Below are 13,404 nucleotides of genomic sequence, written 5' to 3' on the forward strand. Positions count from 1 at the left end.
AGGGATGATGGGAGTGGATTGGATGGCGGAGGGAAAGTCCCGGGTAAACTGCGCTATAGATGGGGTATTGGCATACTTGCGGGCAGACTAAATCGCCGAATCAGCTTCCTCAACAAGTTCAAAATGAGTTTTGAATACTGTATGTTTTTTGCCCAGTTTATTTATAACAATATAGGTCGTATCTAACTCTCGATCGACATCATATTGGTCACCCACGTTGAATTCCATTTCTAAACCTTCATTATTGATGCAAATGACTTTTCTCATAGTAATCCTCCTGGGAAATGAATCGTTGTTTTATATAGTTTCGCGCGGAGAGTATATTTTATGTCTTTTTTTTAGAGTGAGGGAGCGTTTGTAACTAGAATGAAAAATGGTAATAATCGCTCGTGATCTCCAGTTTGCGAATAAGTTCCTTTTTTTTGCGAAGAAAAAGCTTTTTTTTGCGATTAAGTTGCATGTGTTTGCGAATAAAATCACCCGCCACACAATTGATTGCTTTCCAATTTCCGGTTTACGCTAGAATGTGTCTATTATTATGTTAAAATCATATGTAGACTACAATCGGGGGACCAATTCATGAGTGCAAATACATATTTTTATCAATTTTTAGAGCCGATTTCAAAGGAATTGGCTTTGCTGGCCAAGGAATTAGAAAATAGTATTTTTTCAAGCCCGAGAACGATGCTGACTCATTCGCGGGTGTTTATTGAAAATATTTTGCAGCAGGTGACGAAGGAAGAAGGAATTAGTGTCGATCAGCGGACTGGTTTGAAGGAGCAGCTGGATTTGCTCAATGACCAGGGTTACTTGATTCCTGAGATTCGGGATGCCCTGCATTTGGTGCGGAGAATGGGCAACCAGGCGGCTCACGATGCGCGGATGTTCCGCTTTTCTGAGGCGCTTTTATCATGGGAAGCTTTGTATAGCATTGTGAAATGGTATGTTGAAGTGTATGGTCCTGTGGATGTGGTCGTGCCTGAATATCAGGACCCATCTCCGCAGGCAGAAAAGGCGTTCGACATGACCGAGCTTGAGATCAGGTTGAAGGGATTAGAGGATCTGTTAAAAAATCCTCCTATGCAACAAGCAGAAACACAGGCAAAGGAAGAAGTTGCAGTGGCTGTTGCTCCACCTTCTGTTGAGGTCCAGGAGACACCCGGATTTACGCCGATCAGGACGATTACTTATAAAGGGAGGTCGCTTGATATCCCTTATTTTTTGCGTGATGCTTTTCTTTTGCCGCAGCGGTTTGATAAATCGGAAACCTTTCTTATCCGCCTCGGTGCCGAACAGGAAGCACGGATCATGAGTGAGCTGCCTGGCAATCTCGAAGGTTTGCATAAAAATGTGAAGCGATATAATGAAAAGAATGATGAGCAGTTTTTCGAGGAGCTTGGAACCTTCATTGAAGAAGAAAAAGTTCGCCGACACCTGACATTGAAGCGACAGGGGGAGCTGTTCTTCTTTTACAAGGCGAGTCATATTGTTGTGACGGAAGAATTGAAAAAGGTTCCGCTAACTGCGGAGCAATTCGCAGGAATTCCAAGTTTAGTACGGCAGTTGAATGAAGACCAGATTTTTAATGTTGGCCAGCTGCCAATGGAGCTTGTGATTTTAGCAAAGTATGACAATGTCGGAGTAGGGACCGTTGAGAAGCTGTTCGAACAGCTGAAGGCAAAGGTAACGGACAAAGCTGTCCAGGTTGCTGACGACATTTCTACAGAGCGAAAAAGCTTCAAGAAATGGGAGTCATTATATGTAAAAGTAAAGCTGAATGGTGTTCCAGCAGTTATTGAAGGTACTAGTGTTCCGTCAATTTGGAAGCAGGCGTTGAAGTGGATCGAAGATAATCGCCTGCCCCTTCATGAACTTGTTAAAAAAGGAATCATTCTTGGCTCTACTGATAATGGCAAGCGTTATGCGATTGCGCTTCAGCCGATTCATCCAGATCAAAGGCCATTTACGCAGCTTCATACCTACCAATCCCAAACCTCTGGTGAAGTCTATTATTTAGAGACAAAGATCAATCCGAAGTCTGGGCTTGAGACATTGGGGAAGCTTTTGACTACATTGGGTGTAGAGGTGGATATTCCATTGTTGAAGGGTGAATAGAAATGACAGAATGCCGTGGTGATTCCACGGCATTTTGTGTCCACTTTACTTCCTTTTCTGGGCTTTCAGCTTGTTCATTTCCAGTTCAGCCGCATACTCCTCTTGAGATTTGCCTTGCTTGAAGCTCTCAGATTGGATTTTCCTGAACTTGTTGTCATTTTGATTAGGCATGCTAAAACACCTCCTTTTGAACATAAGTATTTTGTTCAATGCAGGGATGTTTATTCTGAATCATTGCCTAAAACTGTTGGATAAATTTCTCATAATTCTATATTATTTTGCTATTCCGGATATAATGAAAGCGCTTTACATGTGAAACTATTCACAAGTATAATAAGAGTGTAAATAAAACATTATTCATTTCCGGGAGGAATCGCAATGTTAGCTGACCTTATCTATGAATTCAAAAGCTGGTGGATTGGAGATTTACCAAAGGTCGGAAATGAGGAATTTGAAAGAATCGAATCAAAGCATACTAGAGTTCATCATGATGAAGATATCTATGAAATCATAAGGGTGCATTAAAAATACGCTATCACACAATCAGCAGCAGTCCGATTCTAAATGAATTAGACTGCTTTTATTTTGTAGAAATTCATGGCTGACTGTTGTATGCTTATACTTCATTAAGTTTGGTTTTTCCCAGAGAAAAATGGTTAAAACTAATCAATGAACGTCCGAGAATATGGAGATGATCTTTTGAGTAAAGCTAAAGGTAAGAGCGGAACAGGCAGAGGAACTGGCAAGAAAGGCTGGAATCGCTGGCAGGCTAGTGCAAAAAAAGCGAAGAGTGCCAAGCCTTATAAGAGCAAAGGTGTGAAACATGGGAATGCTTCCAAGGCAGGTAATAATGATGATAGTTCTGAAAAATAATGACTGTAGTACACATTATGCGTTGATCCATTAATGGGATTGACGCTTTTTTGTGAGTTCACCATGTTAAATCAATAAATAAATTTTAATATTTGATAAAACTTTATTGTGAAACGATAAATAACATGGTAAATTCAAATTGACAATAAATGAATGAGGTGCTTGTTATGAAAAAAGGGTCAACACTTTTTTTGAAGGTAGCAGTTATTTTAATTGGCCTCCCGGTTTTGGCTTTGTGTCTGTTTTTGCTGCCGCAGATTGCGTCTGAAGCGAATGAAGCAGCGGAAAGAGGTTCGGACCTTGCTTTTACGGTTTACGCTATCTTGATGGTTATGTATGTTTCGGCCGTTCCATTTTACTTCGCATTGTATCAATCCTTTAACCTTTTGACGTATATCGATAAAAACCAGGCTTTCTCTGACTTATCTGTAATAGCACTAAAGAAAATCAAAAATAGTGCGGTCATTATCAGCGGCTTATACGTGGTTGGCCTTCCATTCGTCTATGTTTTAGCTGAGGTAGATGATGCGCCTGGCCTGATCCTTATTGGAATGGGAATGATATTTGCTCCATTGGTGGTTGCTGTTTTCGCGGCAGTCTTGCAGCGTCTCTTAAAAGAAGCCATCGATTATAAAGAAGAAAACGACTTAATAGTCTGAGGTGAAAACAATGGCAATTATAATCAATATTGATGTGATGTTGGCGAAAAGAAAAATGAGCGTAACAGAACTTTCAGACCGGGTCGGAATCACGATGGCAAACCTTTCTATATTGAAAAATGGAAAAGCAAAAGCAATTAGGCTTTCCACACTGGATGCCATTTGCAAAGCGTTAGAATGCCAGCCCGGGGATATTTTAGAGTATAAAGAGGATGAAGAGTATTAATAAGAGTGGCAGTATCGTAAAGTGTAAATTGAGGTAATAAAAACCCTTTATAACTATAGGTATGCGATCATCCAGGGAAGGAAGGATGACCGCATTTTTTTTGATTTGTCTAGTTTATTTGTGAAAATAGTTAGTTCGAATAGCAAGAATATGGACATGTACACATACATATGATGGAGGTGAAATCTGTATAAGGGGTGGGGAAATTGGCGAATCCAATAGTCGCTAGGTCGTTGGACGAAATACAGTTTTGGTCCAGAATCATGAAGGAACATGCTTTGTTTTTAAGCCTCGGATTTACTTATGAACAACAGCAATTGATAGCTGAAGCTCAACAATTTATTACTCTCTTTGAACGAATCGAGGAAAAGCTGGCAAGGTTTTCTATTAACACGGATATACGCCAAATTCAAGTTTTTAACAATGAGGTTTATCAAGCAGCTGTTGCCATTTGGAGTTACAAGAGAAAGGTGTTAGGGTTAACTTTACGCTGTGAAATCCGGACAAATAATTTTCCTTTATTGGTTGACCATGTTAGCAGAGAGGCTGCTTATTTTGCCAACAGATTAAAAGAACTTAACGAAGGAAAACTAGCCCCCGAACCTGATAAGATCATTCAAGAAAATCTTTTCTTTTTAAAAATTATGGCCGATCATGCAAAATTCATCGGACACCTCTTAGATCCTTCTGAAAGAAAACTAGTTGAACAAGCAAATGAGTTTAGCCATGATTTTGATCAGTTAGTCTTCCAGGCGGTTGATTTAGACTCCATGCGTCCACAATCCGAAACAGGGCCAATTCTAGATCAATTCTTAGATCAAAATAGAGTATCAGTAGTCTCACTAAGGGATTTTAAGAAAACAGCCAGAGAATTAATCGAGGCTTGCCGAATAAAAAGCAATATTCATCCACTTCTAGCAGACCATACATTTAGAGAGGCTGAGAGATTCTTGGAAATTATAGATTTATTTGATACTCACCTTACAAAGCAAAAGCAATAAAAATATATGTATTTCGATTCTTTACAGAGCCGCTTTTTTTTGAAGCTCCAGAAGGCAAACTATTTCTGTAAAAGTTTAAGCTAATGTATTTAAAATTAATGGGTTTGACTGAAAGAAAAAGAACGCTGACAAGCTTAGCTTTTTGTTTAGATAAACCTGGTAAGTCTTAGCCTGCCGTTTATTTGTGAATTAATTCGAGCAGTTACCCTTAACTTTATTACTTAAAGACATTGTACGATTAATACGAGTTTTCCTATGACAAAGGAATATATTGACATCAGTTCATATAAGCGCTAAAATATTTTAAAATTCGAAATAATAAAAGCGTTGAAGAGAAGAGTAGTTAATCTAGGATATTTACAGAGAGCTCCTGGCTGCTGAAAGGGAGTAATATCTGGCTTAATGAAAAAAGTCTCGGAGCTTCTTGCCAATCTGATGATAATCAGGGATCGTAAGACGGGTTCTTCCGATATAAAGATAGGGTATAAAAGTACCTGAAGAGGTTGGTTTGGCGACGAATCAACAAACTGAGGTGGTACCGCGAAGTCAAACTCTCGTCCTCAAGATTCATTTCTTGGGGGTGAGAGTTTTTTTAATGCAAAAATCCATAGAACGGTGAGGGGAAAGAAAATGACAGATCCAATATTAATCGATATTCCATCCTCGATAGAAACAGAAAGATTATTACTTCGAGCTCCAAATCGAATGGGTGATGGAAGTATCGTCAACCAGGCAATAAGAGATTCATTCAATGAGTTAAAAGCGTGGCTGCCATTCGCCCAAAAGCTGACTGAAGTGGAGGAAACCGAGATTAACCTGAGGAAAGCCCATATTAACTTTTTAAAGAGGGAAAGCTTTCGTTATCTCATTTTTCGAAAAGAGACGAATGATTTCATTGGGACTGTAAGCCTTCAAGGGATCGACTGGTCCATTCCTAAATGTGAAATTGGGTATTGGATCAATACGATGCACGGCGGAAACGGCTATATGATAGAAGCGGTAAAGGCGTTAACTGATTTTGGGCTGAATCAACTTAAATTCAAGCGAATTGAGATAAGATGTGAATCTACTAATCTGAAAAGTCGTGCCATACCTGAAAAACTTGGATTTGAATTAGAAGGTGTTTTACGGAATGATGATTTATCAGCGGATGGAAGCAGGCTGACCGACACATGCTTTTATTCGATTATTTCATAAAAGAGGCCGATAGATAACATGGATTGCTCTGAACTGGGTTATGGATTGTTTACGTTTGGGAAATTCAAGTGGGGAGTTATGATTATATGATAAACGAAGTGTACTTTAGGGATATTGATCATACGAACGAATGCACTGTGAAAAATATAAAATTAAAACCAGGCCAGGAAAGGTTTATCGAAACTGTTGATGAATGTTTAAAAGAAGCTGCTATTTATCAAGAATGGCACCCTGTTGCTATTTACTTTGATGAGAAAATTATTGGATTTGCAATGTACGGCTCTTTTGGTCCTAACAGAGATACCTGGATTGATAGAATCATCATAGATGAAAGATACCAAGGGAAGGGTTTTGGAAAAATGGCAATGATTAAACTTATTGATAGAGTTTCAAAAGAATATGGAGTCAATGTTATTTATTTAAGTATTATCGAGGAAAACACAATTGCTCATAGATTATACAAAGGCTTGGGATTTGAATACACCAATGAAAGAGATTCAAATGGAGAACTGATATTTAAATATACTATCCTATAAATTACTTCTTTTAAATTTAATTTACTGAAAATTGAAACCTTTTTTCAACACGCTCGTAAAGTTTATATAAAACGGTAAGGGGTGTTGAAATCATGGGATGGGGCTTGGCCAGGAATACAGATTTTAGTGGACACCAACTTGAAATTGCTGCAATTTTTGCCTTGTTCATCGTAATCGGAATTTGGGTGTACTATGATTCGGACAAATATTTTGTCGGGATCAAACGGCATATTTTATGGGTTTTAACAATCATCACAGGTCCAATAGGTCTGATCATTTATTTAATACAGCGGAAGAAAGAAGGATTAGTTTAATTGGAACGGTTATATTAGATAAAGTAAGTCGTTTGGGTTTCGCCCCTATGTTTTCTTGAAGGCACTATATATCAAAGGAATAGTGAAATGACTGAAAGTTCCCTATATAAGAGCTCTATCGGACAAATGGAAGGTATAAGCGTGAGAATGTGTCCGATAGAAGAGCTCTATCGGCCAAACGGAAGGTGCAAGCGTGAGAATGTGTCCGATAGAAGAGCTCTATCGGACAAATGGAAGGTATATTCGTGAGAAAGTGTCCGATAGAAGGGCTCTATCGACCGAACGGGAAGTGCAAGCGTGAGAATGTGTCCGATAGAAGAGCTCTATCGACCAAACGGAAAGCGCTAGCGTGAAAAAGTGTCCAATAGAAGGGCTCTATCGGACAAATGGAAGACGTAAGCATGAAGAAGTGTCCGATAAAAGAGCTCTTTTAGGGAGTACCCTGTGATTTTTTGAAGTCCACCCGTATATTCTATCAAAGCAACTCCATAAAATGACTACAACTCACTTTTTTTAGTATTCTTACCCATTTTTTCAAGAATGAAAGATCCTGCCAGTCCGACCCAGAGGGATGCTAAAAACCATACTAAATAAGCTTGAATGAAATCTCTTCCTATTTTAAAAAAAGATAAAGTTAAGGCTATGACTCCAATCCCTTTTAATAGATTAAATAGCCAACTTAATTTTTGCTTCATTAATCTTACCCCCAAAAAACTTTAATATTTTACATAATTATACAATAATTTCTGTTTTTGGGAATGTCTATCAATCAATGAGACTTTAATAAATTATGGATAAGTTTTACTGCATACCTCATGCTGCTATTAGTAATCCTTAACAATTCCCCGACATATGGAACAGAGCGATTGGCTCTTATAAAAACAATTGTAGATCCTTAAAGTAACTAATATATAAAACCATGCCAGCAGGATAACACTATGGCATGGTTTATTTTTATATTATTTACAAAGAGATTGTTCTAATGTTACTATTCAACTAATCAGTTGAATAGTTGTTTTTTGGAGGGGATCATTATAGAAGCTCGGGAATTTAAGGATTTCATTTACGGCGAGTTTGCTCGGATTGGAAAAGCAATCTCAAGTCCCAAGAGGATTGAACTATTGGATTTGTTGACTCAGGGCCCAAAAACGGTTGAAGCTCTGGCTGCTGATACGAAAATGAGCATAGCCAACACCTCAAAGCATTTGCAGTCATTGCTCGAGTCTAAGCTCGTCAATTACACAAAGGACAAAAACTATGTGATTTATCGCTTAGCTAGTGAACAAGTGTTAATGTTTGTGCTGGCGTTAAGAGGAACGGCTGAGGAGCGTATATCAGATGTGAAGCTTGTAAGGGAAGGTCACATTCTTAGACAAAACTCATTAAGTCCTATTTCGTTTAAGGAGTTAACTGAAAAGTTGAATCGGAATGCTGTCACCTTATTGGACGTAAGACCATTTGAAGAATATAAGCACGACCATTTACCACATGCTTTATCAGTACCGATTTCGGAATTAGAACACCACCTGGATTTATTGCCGAAAGATAAAGAGATTGTGGCATACTGCCGGGGACCGTATTGTGTGTATGCTACTGAAGCAGTAGAGTTTCTAAAATCAAGAGGATATCAAGCTACATTGCTTGATGCAGGTATTAATGAATGGAAACAAATACAGCACTAAAACTTTTACAATATAGCTGCTTCAAGCTGTTTCATTGATATTAGTAATTTTAATTGCCTGAAGACTATTTCGGACTTTATTTTTGGAGGTGAGAAGGATGCAGCCTAAAATCGGGATTAAGGAAAACATCGTTCAGTTTGTGCTGTTGGTCGTGACAAACCTGTTCGTTGGGTCAATGGTTGGGATTGAGCGAACCGTTCTACCGCTTCTTGGGGAAGAACAGTTCGGACTGGCATCTGCAAGTGCTGCGCTATCATTCATTATCAGTTTTGGATTTTCTAAAGCCATTGTAAACTATTTCGCAGGTGAAATTGCAGATCGGCTTGGGCGTAAGAAAGTGTTATTGCTCGGCTGGTTTGTTGGCCTTTTCGTACCAATCCTCATTATCTTCGCGCATGCATGGTGGGTCATTATTGTTGCGAACATCTTGCTCGGAATTAACCAGGGACTGGCATGGTCAATGACTGTGAATATGAAAATTGATATTTCTAAATCGACCCAACGCGGTACAGCAGTAGGTTTGAATGAATTTGCCGGCTATTCGGGCGTAGCGATCATGGCAGCAGTTTCCGGATATATTGCTTCATCGTATTCCTTAAGGCCTGAGCCATTCTATATCGGGATAGGTATTGTTTTGGTCGGGATTCTGCTATCGTTGATTGTCAAAGATACAACTGTGCACTTGAAGCTTCAGGTTAAAAATAGTGGAACAGTCAGTTCGGGAATTACTCGATCGGCCAAAGAAGTATTTGCTTTGACAACCTGGAAAAACAAGAATTTATCTACCATTAGTTTTGCTGGCTTGTCAACGAACCTAAAGGATGGCATGGCATGGGGTCTTTTCCCCATCTATTTCACTGCTGCAGGATTATCCGTTGGGCAAATCGGTACTATTGTTGCCGTATATCCAGCTGCCTGGGGCATTTTTCAATTGTTTACGGGTACGTTAAGCGATAAAATCGGGAGGAAAGTTTTAATCACTTACGGCATGTGGACGCAAGCTGCTGCATTATGGTTCATACTCGCTGCCAATCAATATTTACTATGGAATATTGGAGCTCTTTTATTAGGCCTTGGCACTGCGATGGTCTACCCAACTTTGCAAGCAGCAATCAGTGATGTTGCCGATCCGGATTGGAGAGCTTCCTCAATGGGAGTATACCGCTTCTGGCGTGACAGCGGCTATGCATTCGGGGCATTAATGGCAGGAATCATTGCCGATCTTCTAGGAGTCAATTGGGCAATAGGCTTGGTTGCTCTCCTCCCATTCATTGCAGGTGTCCTTTCAAAAGTTCGTTTGATGGAAACAATTAAAAATTGATTAAATCGGTGCATCACCATAATGGGGTGGTGCACTATTTCTTCCCTAAGTTATGAAAACTTATATTCGATTGAATCTGTCCAAACTATACTAGGTCATTTACAAAACGGAGAAAATAAGGAAGGAGTAGGTTTTACAACCGCCTATTTTACAAATCCATTTGAAGCAAGAGAATTTATGGCAAACTGCGGTTTGAAGGAGCTAACATTTGCGGGAATTGAAAATGTTCTAGGTTATGAGAAAAAGAAATAATCTCTTTAGAAGAAAGTGAGTACAGAAAGTAGATAGAATTCGGATATCGCCTAAGCTCCGATGAAAATATTATTGGTACAAGTCAGCATTTTTTGTATATTGGTCGTAAGATTCAAACATAGGTGAGGTATATAGGCCATCCAGAGCAGAAAAAGAAGGTCACCATTTTAAGCGTTAGTCCCTTTAAGGATTAACGGCTTTTTATATTCTCCAAAAATAACAATGAAAAAAGGAATTTCTTTTCCAAATGCAGAATAGTTCAAGTGATAGGTTTTTTTCTAACGATAAGGAGATGGGAATTATGTGTGGGATTTGTAAGTAAACATTTAGAAAGGGATTTAACTCTGCCAAAACAACGTGGCATTCTCTTGGAGAGTGCACTAAAGGATTTAACATTTGATCCAAAAGTTTTGGCAATTTATCAGGCGGGGTCACTAGCCAGAGGAAACTTTGACAATTACTCGGATATAGATTTACATATTATTGTTACTACAGGACAGAAAGCAAATTTTATAAAGGAAAAACGGAACAGGGCAGCCAAATGGGGAAATGTTTTATTTTACGAGGATTTTAACCCTGCATCACCAGTTGTTGTTACCCATTATGATTCTTTTGTAAAAATAGATAGCTGGTATCATTCACCTGAGGAAGTGGTACCATCTATTTGGCTAAAAGGTTATAAGGTACTTTACGACCCGAACAATATTATTAGTGATATCATTCGTGAATCATCACATAATGTTTATCAACCTTCAGCAGACGAGGTTGAGTTTTGGCGAGGAAAACTTCTGGCTTTCATACACGAAACTTATCGTGCCGTTATGAGGGGAGAAATATACTACGCACTAGCGAATTTAGATCGAGTCCGATGGTTAGTCGTTTCTGGATGGTATATGGAAATGGAAGAACACCTGGACAGTCCTTATGGCGTTTGGTCAAAGATTGAGGGCAAAAGAAGCAAATTGGAAGAACCGAAATTATCTCTTTTAAAAAGTTGGGAAAGCAGCCGGAATCCTGATCAAATTATGAAAACAATTGCCAGTATCGTCCCGGAAATTTTTAGATTGAATAAACTCCTCAGTAAACAAGTGAATATTGCAGAGAACGAAGACCATATCAAAAAAATTATAGATATGGTGTTTTGATCGATCTTTACTTTTAGGAGATCAATGACAAATTCTTATTCATGAGTAAGGGGGGACTATACTTGATCTATGTAATTAGACATGGTCAAACAGATTTGAATAAAGAACGAAAAATGCAAGGGAGAAAGGGTTTGCCATTAAACGAGCATGGAATAGAACAAGCCAAAGCGTTACGGGATAGGTTGCATAACATAAAATTCGACTTTGTCTTTTCTTCTCCGCAGCTTCGAGCAATGCAAACAGCAGAAATAGTTACCGGCCTTAATGCCGTTAAAGATGATAGACTGGATGTTTTTGATTTAGGAGAAGCTGACAGATTAAATGTTAATGAGGTCAAGATGGCTGGTCCATTACCTGATCCTTCAGTTTATAAAGGAATTGAAAACCCTGATGCGTTTGTAAAAAGGGTGTTTAATTTTATGAATGAACTTGAGAATCAGCATGGAATTAGAGAGTTAAATATTCTTATTGTTGGCCACAGATGCACAACAGGTTGTATTGGGGCTTATGTTGAAGGGATACCAACTGATAGGAATATATTGAAATTCTCATCCGATACTGGCGATTATAAAACTTATGAATTTGGATGATATGCAACTGTACCATGTTTTTTTGAACATTATCGGTAATAATAGGCTAACATTAGAAGCGGGGTGTAAATATGGTCTCAAATATAGGAGCTCCTGGTTTTGTTCTGCTTTTTAATATTGTTTTTTTGATTGTAAGTGTAATTATTATGTATTTAGTCATTTTAAAAGCAGTCAGGGAAGGGATTAACCAATCTGTTGTTGGCCAATTTATTGAAAAAAAGTATGGAGTCAAAGCTAATAAAAATGATTTAGATAATGACGAGTAATTTAGATAGACGTGAACGGGCGGTTATCCAGGAAGGATTAATCGCCTTTTTGCTGGATACATTTAGTCAATGATGCTAGGTTGTTGAATCCGGAGGGTTTCGGCCTTTTGTATAGAATCCTTATTAAACAATTGACGAAGGACCTTTGTGCCTTGCCTGTGCTTTTAGGGGGGAGTGTTTATGAAAAAGAAAAAATGGAGTGTATTGTCTTTAATAGGAGTAGTTGTGATGGTTTGCATCACTTTCGTTCTAACAAAACCAAGCGAAACAGATTTTGTAGTATGGATGGAACAAACTTATGATGTTAATTGTTTAGATGATAATTGCGATGCGTTTAAGGTAAAAGTTATCGAAGGTGGAGAAAACAAGGTGATTACAATGCAAGTTTCGAGCGGAGGATATTCACCAGGCACATTTGTAATGAAGAGAGAAGTGAAATATCGAAACTTTGAGAATCCGTCGTATATTTTAGATTTAAATGTTATTGGATTTTTGGGCAAGATTTCATTGGTAGATGAAACAAAACGATTGACCAATGAGTAATTATATCTGAAGTTAATAAAGGGGATTTTATCAAAATGCGGAAAATAATATCTAATGCAGATATGCAAAAAGCATTATTAAACTCTTGGTCAATAAATTCTAGTTCAAAATGGACTAAAGACAATCCAGCAAAAGGGCAATGCGGTGTAACTGCATTAGTAGTGAATGATCTACTTGGAGGACAAATTAGAAAGACCTTTCTATCTGAAGGGTGGCATTACTATAATGAAATCAATGGTGAATGTTATGATTTTACGGATTCACAGTTCAATGAAGATATTGAGTATATGGATATTCCGTCGAATAGAGAAGAAGCATTCTTGGATACCAATCAGGAACAATATGATTTTCTAAAACAGAGTGTGATGGATAATTTAATGGAAAGGTAATAATGAATTTCTATTGTTTATCTAATAGCAAGATTAGTAAGTTCAAGTTAAAGGAGAACAAATTATGGATAATTGGTTGTTGATTTTCATCATGACCTTCATCGGAAGTTTTGTTTTAGTATATGGATTAGGGGCTATTATAGGCGGAGATAATATAGAATTCCTTTATTTACTTTTGTTTATTATTCAATTTTCTTTTACTACGACAATTTTATTTCAGATACTACATAAAGTGAAACAGATGGAAAAAAAGGAAAATCTTAAAGAGTAAATTACTTTTGATTAAGTTAAAAAG

The 13,404-nt window shown here is 38.0% G+C and carries 20 protein-coding genes and 1 other annotated feature; of the genes, 17 read left to right on the forward strand and 3 right to left on the reverse strand.

Going from position 1 to position 13,404, the window contains the following annotated elements:
• Positions 1–87: 87 nt before the first annotated feature.
• Complete coding sequence (locus FOF60_RS11460) at positions 88–267, reverse strand: hypothetical protein (protein WP_192471218.1); 180 nt, start codon at positions 265–267, stop codon at positions 88–90.
• Between the two features lie 312 nt (positions 268–579).
• Here FOF60_RS11460 and FOF60_RS11465 point away from each other — a divergent pair, with 312 nt between their 5' ends.
• Complete coding sequence (locus tag FOF60_RS11465; RefSeq protein ID WP_225650021.1) at positions 580–2,115, forward strand: DUF4145 domain-containing protein; 1,536 nt, start codon at positions 580–582, stop codon at positions 2,113–2,115.
• A 45-nt stretch (positions 2,116–2,160) separates the two neighbouring features.
• On the opposite strand, the gene FOF60_RS11470 is transcribed toward FOF60_RS11465, so the two are convergent.
• Positions 2,161–2,286, reverse strand: coding sequence for a hypothetical protein (locus FOF60_RS11470; RefSeq protein WP_023614463.1), 126 nt, complete (start codon positions 2,284–2,286; stop codon positions 2,161–2,163).
• Between the two features lie 207 nt (positions 2,287–2,493).
• On the opposite strand from FOF60_RS11470, the gene FOF60_RS11475 reads away from it, so the two are divergent.
• From FOF60_RS11475 to FOF60_RS11510, 8 genes are all read left to right on the forward strand, one after another.
• Positions 2,494–2,640, forward strand: a complete 147-nt coding sequence (locus tag FOF60_RS11475; protein WP_158651528.1) for a hypothetical protein — start codon at positions 2,494–2,496, stop codon at positions 2,638–2,640.
• A gap of 174 nt (positions 2,641–2,814) precedes the next feature.
• A complete protein-coding gene (locus FOF60_RS11480; protein WP_192471217.1) occupies positions 2,815–2,988 on the forward strand; it encodes a DUF3934 family protein in 174 nt (57 codons plus the stop codon).
• Positions 2,989–3,155: 167 nt separating this feature from the next.
• Positions 3,156–3,647, forward strand: a complete 492-nt coding sequence (locus FOF60_RS11485) for a DUF2975 domain-containing protein (RefSeq protein WP_192471216.1) — start codon at positions 3,156–3,158, stop codon at positions 3,645–3,647.
• A 10-nt stretch (positions 3,648–3,657) separates the two neighbouring features.
• The gene (locus FOF60_RS11490) at positions 3,658–3,873 is read left to right on the forward strand and encodes a helix-turn-helix domain-containing protein (RefSeq protein ID WP_192471215.1); all 216 of its coding nucleotides are present in this window, start codon (positions 3,658–3,660) and stop codon (positions 3,871–3,873) included.
• Positions 3,874–4,079: 206 nt separating this feature from the next.
• Positions 4,080–4,874 (forward strand): DUF2935 domain-containing protein, encoded by a 795-nt coding sequence (locus FOF60_RS11495; protein WP_192471214.1) that lies wholly within the window; start codon positions 4,080–4,082, stop codon positions 4,872–4,874.
• Positions 4,875–5,192: 318 nt separating this feature from the next.
• Positions 5,193–5,439, forward strand: a binding site (T-box leader).
• 65 nt (positions 5,440–5,504) lie between these two features.
• Positions 5,505–6,071 carry a GNAT family N-acetyltransferase gene (locus FOF60_RS11500; RefSeq protein ID WP_192471213.1) on the forward strand — a complete coding sequence of 189 codons (567 nt, stop codon included), beginning with the start codon at positions 5,505–5,507 and terminating at the stop codon, positions 6,069–6,071.
• A gap of 86 nt (positions 6,072–6,157) precedes the next feature.
• Positions 6,158–6,607 (forward strand): GNAT family N-acetyltransferase, encoded by a 450-nt coding sequence (locus tag FOF60_RS11505; RefSeq protein WP_225650018.1) that lies wholly within the window; start codon positions 6,158–6,160, stop codon positions 6,605–6,607.
• A gap of 92 nt (positions 6,608–6,699) precedes the next feature.
• Positions 6,700–6,921, forward strand: a complete 222-nt coding sequence (locus FOF60_RS11510) for a hypothetical protein (protein ID WP_192471212.1) — start codon at positions 6,700–6,702, stop codon at positions 6,919–6,921.
• A gap of 497 nt (positions 6,922–7,418) precedes the next feature.
• On the opposite strand, the gene FOF60_RS11515 is transcribed toward FOF60_RS11510, so the two are convergent.
• Entirely contained in the window at positions 7,419–7,616 is a 198-nt protein-coding gene (locus FOF60_RS11515; RefSeq protein ID WP_192471211.1) for a hypothetical protein, read from the reverse strand.
• 324 nt (positions 7,617–7,940) lie between these two features.
• Here FOF60_RS11515 and FOF60_RS11520 point away from each other — a divergent pair, with 324 nt between their 5' ends.
• The 8 genes from FOF60_RS11520 to FOF60_RS11555 all read left to right on the forward strand — a co-directional run bounded on the left by FOF60_RS11520 (position 7,941) and on the right by FOF60_RS11555 (position 13,380).
• A complete protein-coding gene (locus tag FOF60_RS11520) occupies positions 7,941–8,603 on the forward strand; it encodes an ArsR/SmtB family transcription factor (RefSeq protein ID WP_225650017.1) in 663 nt (220 codons plus the stop codon).
• Between the two features lie 97 nt (positions 8,604–8,700).
• Complete coding sequence (locus tag FOF60_RS11525; RefSeq protein ID WP_192471210.1) at positions 8,701–9,924, forward strand: MFS transporter; 1,224 nt, start codon at positions 8,701–8,703, stop codon at positions 9,922–9,924.
• Positions 9,925–10,481: 557 nt separating this feature from the next.
• Positions 10,482–11,321 (forward strand): aminoglycoside 6-adenylyltransferase, encoded by an 840-nt coding sequence (locus FOF60_RS11530; protein ID WP_192471209.1) that lies wholly within the window; start codon positions 10,482–10,484, stop codon positions 11,319–11,321.
• A gap of 62 nt (positions 11,322–11,383) precedes the next feature.
• Positions 11,384–11,911 carry a histidine phosphatase family protein gene (locus tag FOF60_RS11535; RefSeq protein WP_192471208.1) on the forward strand — a complete coding sequence of 176 codons (528 nt, stop codon included), beginning with the start codon at positions 11,384–11,386 and terminating at the stop codon, positions 11,909–11,911.
• A gap of 71 nt (positions 11,912–11,982) precedes the next feature.
• On the forward strand, positions 11,983–12,177 hold the full coding sequence (locus FOF60_RS11540; RefSeq protein ID WP_192471207.1) for a hypothetical protein: 195 nt from the start codon (positions 11,983–11,985) through the stop codon (positions 12,175–12,177).
• A 180-nt stretch (positions 12,178–12,357) separates the two neighbouring features.
• The gene (locus FOF60_RS11545; RefSeq protein WP_192471206.1) at positions 12,358–12,720 is read left to right on the forward strand and encodes a hypothetical protein; all 363 of its coding nucleotides are present in this window, start codon (positions 12,358–12,360) and stop codon (positions 12,718–12,720) included.
• 35 nt (positions 12,721–12,755) lie between these two features.
• Positions 12,756–13,109: a YunG family protein gene (locus tag FOF60_RS11550; RefSeq protein WP_192471205.1), complete on the forward strand. Its 354-nt coding sequence runs from the start codon at positions 12,756–12,758 to the stop codon at positions 13,107–13,109.
• Between the two features lie 64 nt (positions 13,110–13,173).
• Positions 13,174–13,380: a hypothetical protein gene (locus tag FOF60_RS11555; protein ID WP_192471204.1), complete on the forward strand. Its 207-nt coding sequence runs from the start codon at positions 13,174–13,176 to the stop codon at positions 13,378–13,380.
• The last annotated feature ends 24 nt before the right edge of the window (positions 13,381–13,404 follow it).

Source organism: Mesobacillus jeotgali (assembly GCF_014856545.2).
GTDB lineage: Bacteria > Bacillota > Bacilli > Bacillales > Cytobacillaceae > Mesobacillus.

Excerpts from the sequence above, each read along its gene's own strand:
- FOF60_RS11460 (WP_192471218.1), bottom strand. The coding sequence starts at position 267 with ATGAGAAAAGTCATTTGCATCAATAATGAAGGTTTAGAAATGGAATTC.
- FOF60_RS11465 (WP_225650021.1), top strand. The coding sequence starts at position 580 with ATGAGTGCAAATACATATTTTTATCAATTTTTAGAGCCGATTTCAAAG.
- FOF60_RS11470 (WP_023614463.1), bottom strand. The coding sequence starts at position 2,286 with ATGCCTAATCAAAATGACAACAAGTTCAGGAAAATCCAATCTGAGAGC.
- FOF60_RS11475 (WP_158651528.1), top strand. The coding sequence starts at position 2,494 with ATGTTAGCTGACCTTATCTATGAATTCAAAAGCTGGTGGATTGGAGAT.
- FOF60_RS11485 (WP_192471216.1), top strand. The coding sequence starts at position 3,156 with ATGAAAAAAGGGTCAACACTTTTTTTGAAGGTAGCAGTTATTTTAATT.
- FOF60_RS11490 (WP_192471215.1), top strand. The coding sequence starts at position 3,658 with ATGGCAATTATAATCAATATTGATGTGATGTTGGCGAAAAGAAAAATG.
- FOF60_RS11500 (WP_192471213.1), top strand. The coding sequence starts at position 5,505 with ATGACAGATCCAATATTAATCGATATTCCATCCTCGATAGAAACAGAA.
- FOF60_RS11505 (WP_225650018.1), top strand. The coding sequence starts at position 6,158 with ATGATAAACGAAGTGTACTTTAGGGATATTGATCATACGAACGAATGC.
- FOF60_RS11510 (WP_192471212.1), top strand. The coding sequence starts at position 6,700 with ATGGGATGGGGCTTGGCCAGGAATACAGATTTTAGTGGACACCAACTT.
- FOF60_RS11515 (WP_192471211.1), bottom strand. The coding sequence starts at position 7,616 with ATGAAGCAAAAATTAAGTTGGCTATTTAATCTATTAAAAGGGATTGGA.
- FOF60_RS11525 (WP_192471210.1), top strand. The coding sequence starts at position 8,701 with ATGCAGCCTAAAATCGGGATTAAGGAAAACATCGTTCAGTTTGTGCTG.
- FOF60_RS11540 (WP_192471207.1), top strand. The coding sequence starts at position 11,983 with ATGGTCTCAAATATAGGAGCTCCTGGTTTTGTTCTGCTTTTTAATATT.
- FOF60_RS11545 (WP_192471206.1), top strand. The coding sequence starts at position 12,358 with ATGAAAAAGAAAAAATGGAGTGTATTGTCTTTAATAGGAGTAGTTGTG.
- FOF60_RS11550 (WP_192471205.1), top strand. The coding sequence starts at position 12,756 with ATGCGGAAAATAATATCTAATGCAGATATGCAAAAAGCATTATTAAAC.
- FOF60_RS11555 (WP_192471204.1), top strand. The coding sequence starts at position 13,174 with ATGGATAATTGGTTGTTGATTTTCATCATGACCTTCATCGGAAGTTTT.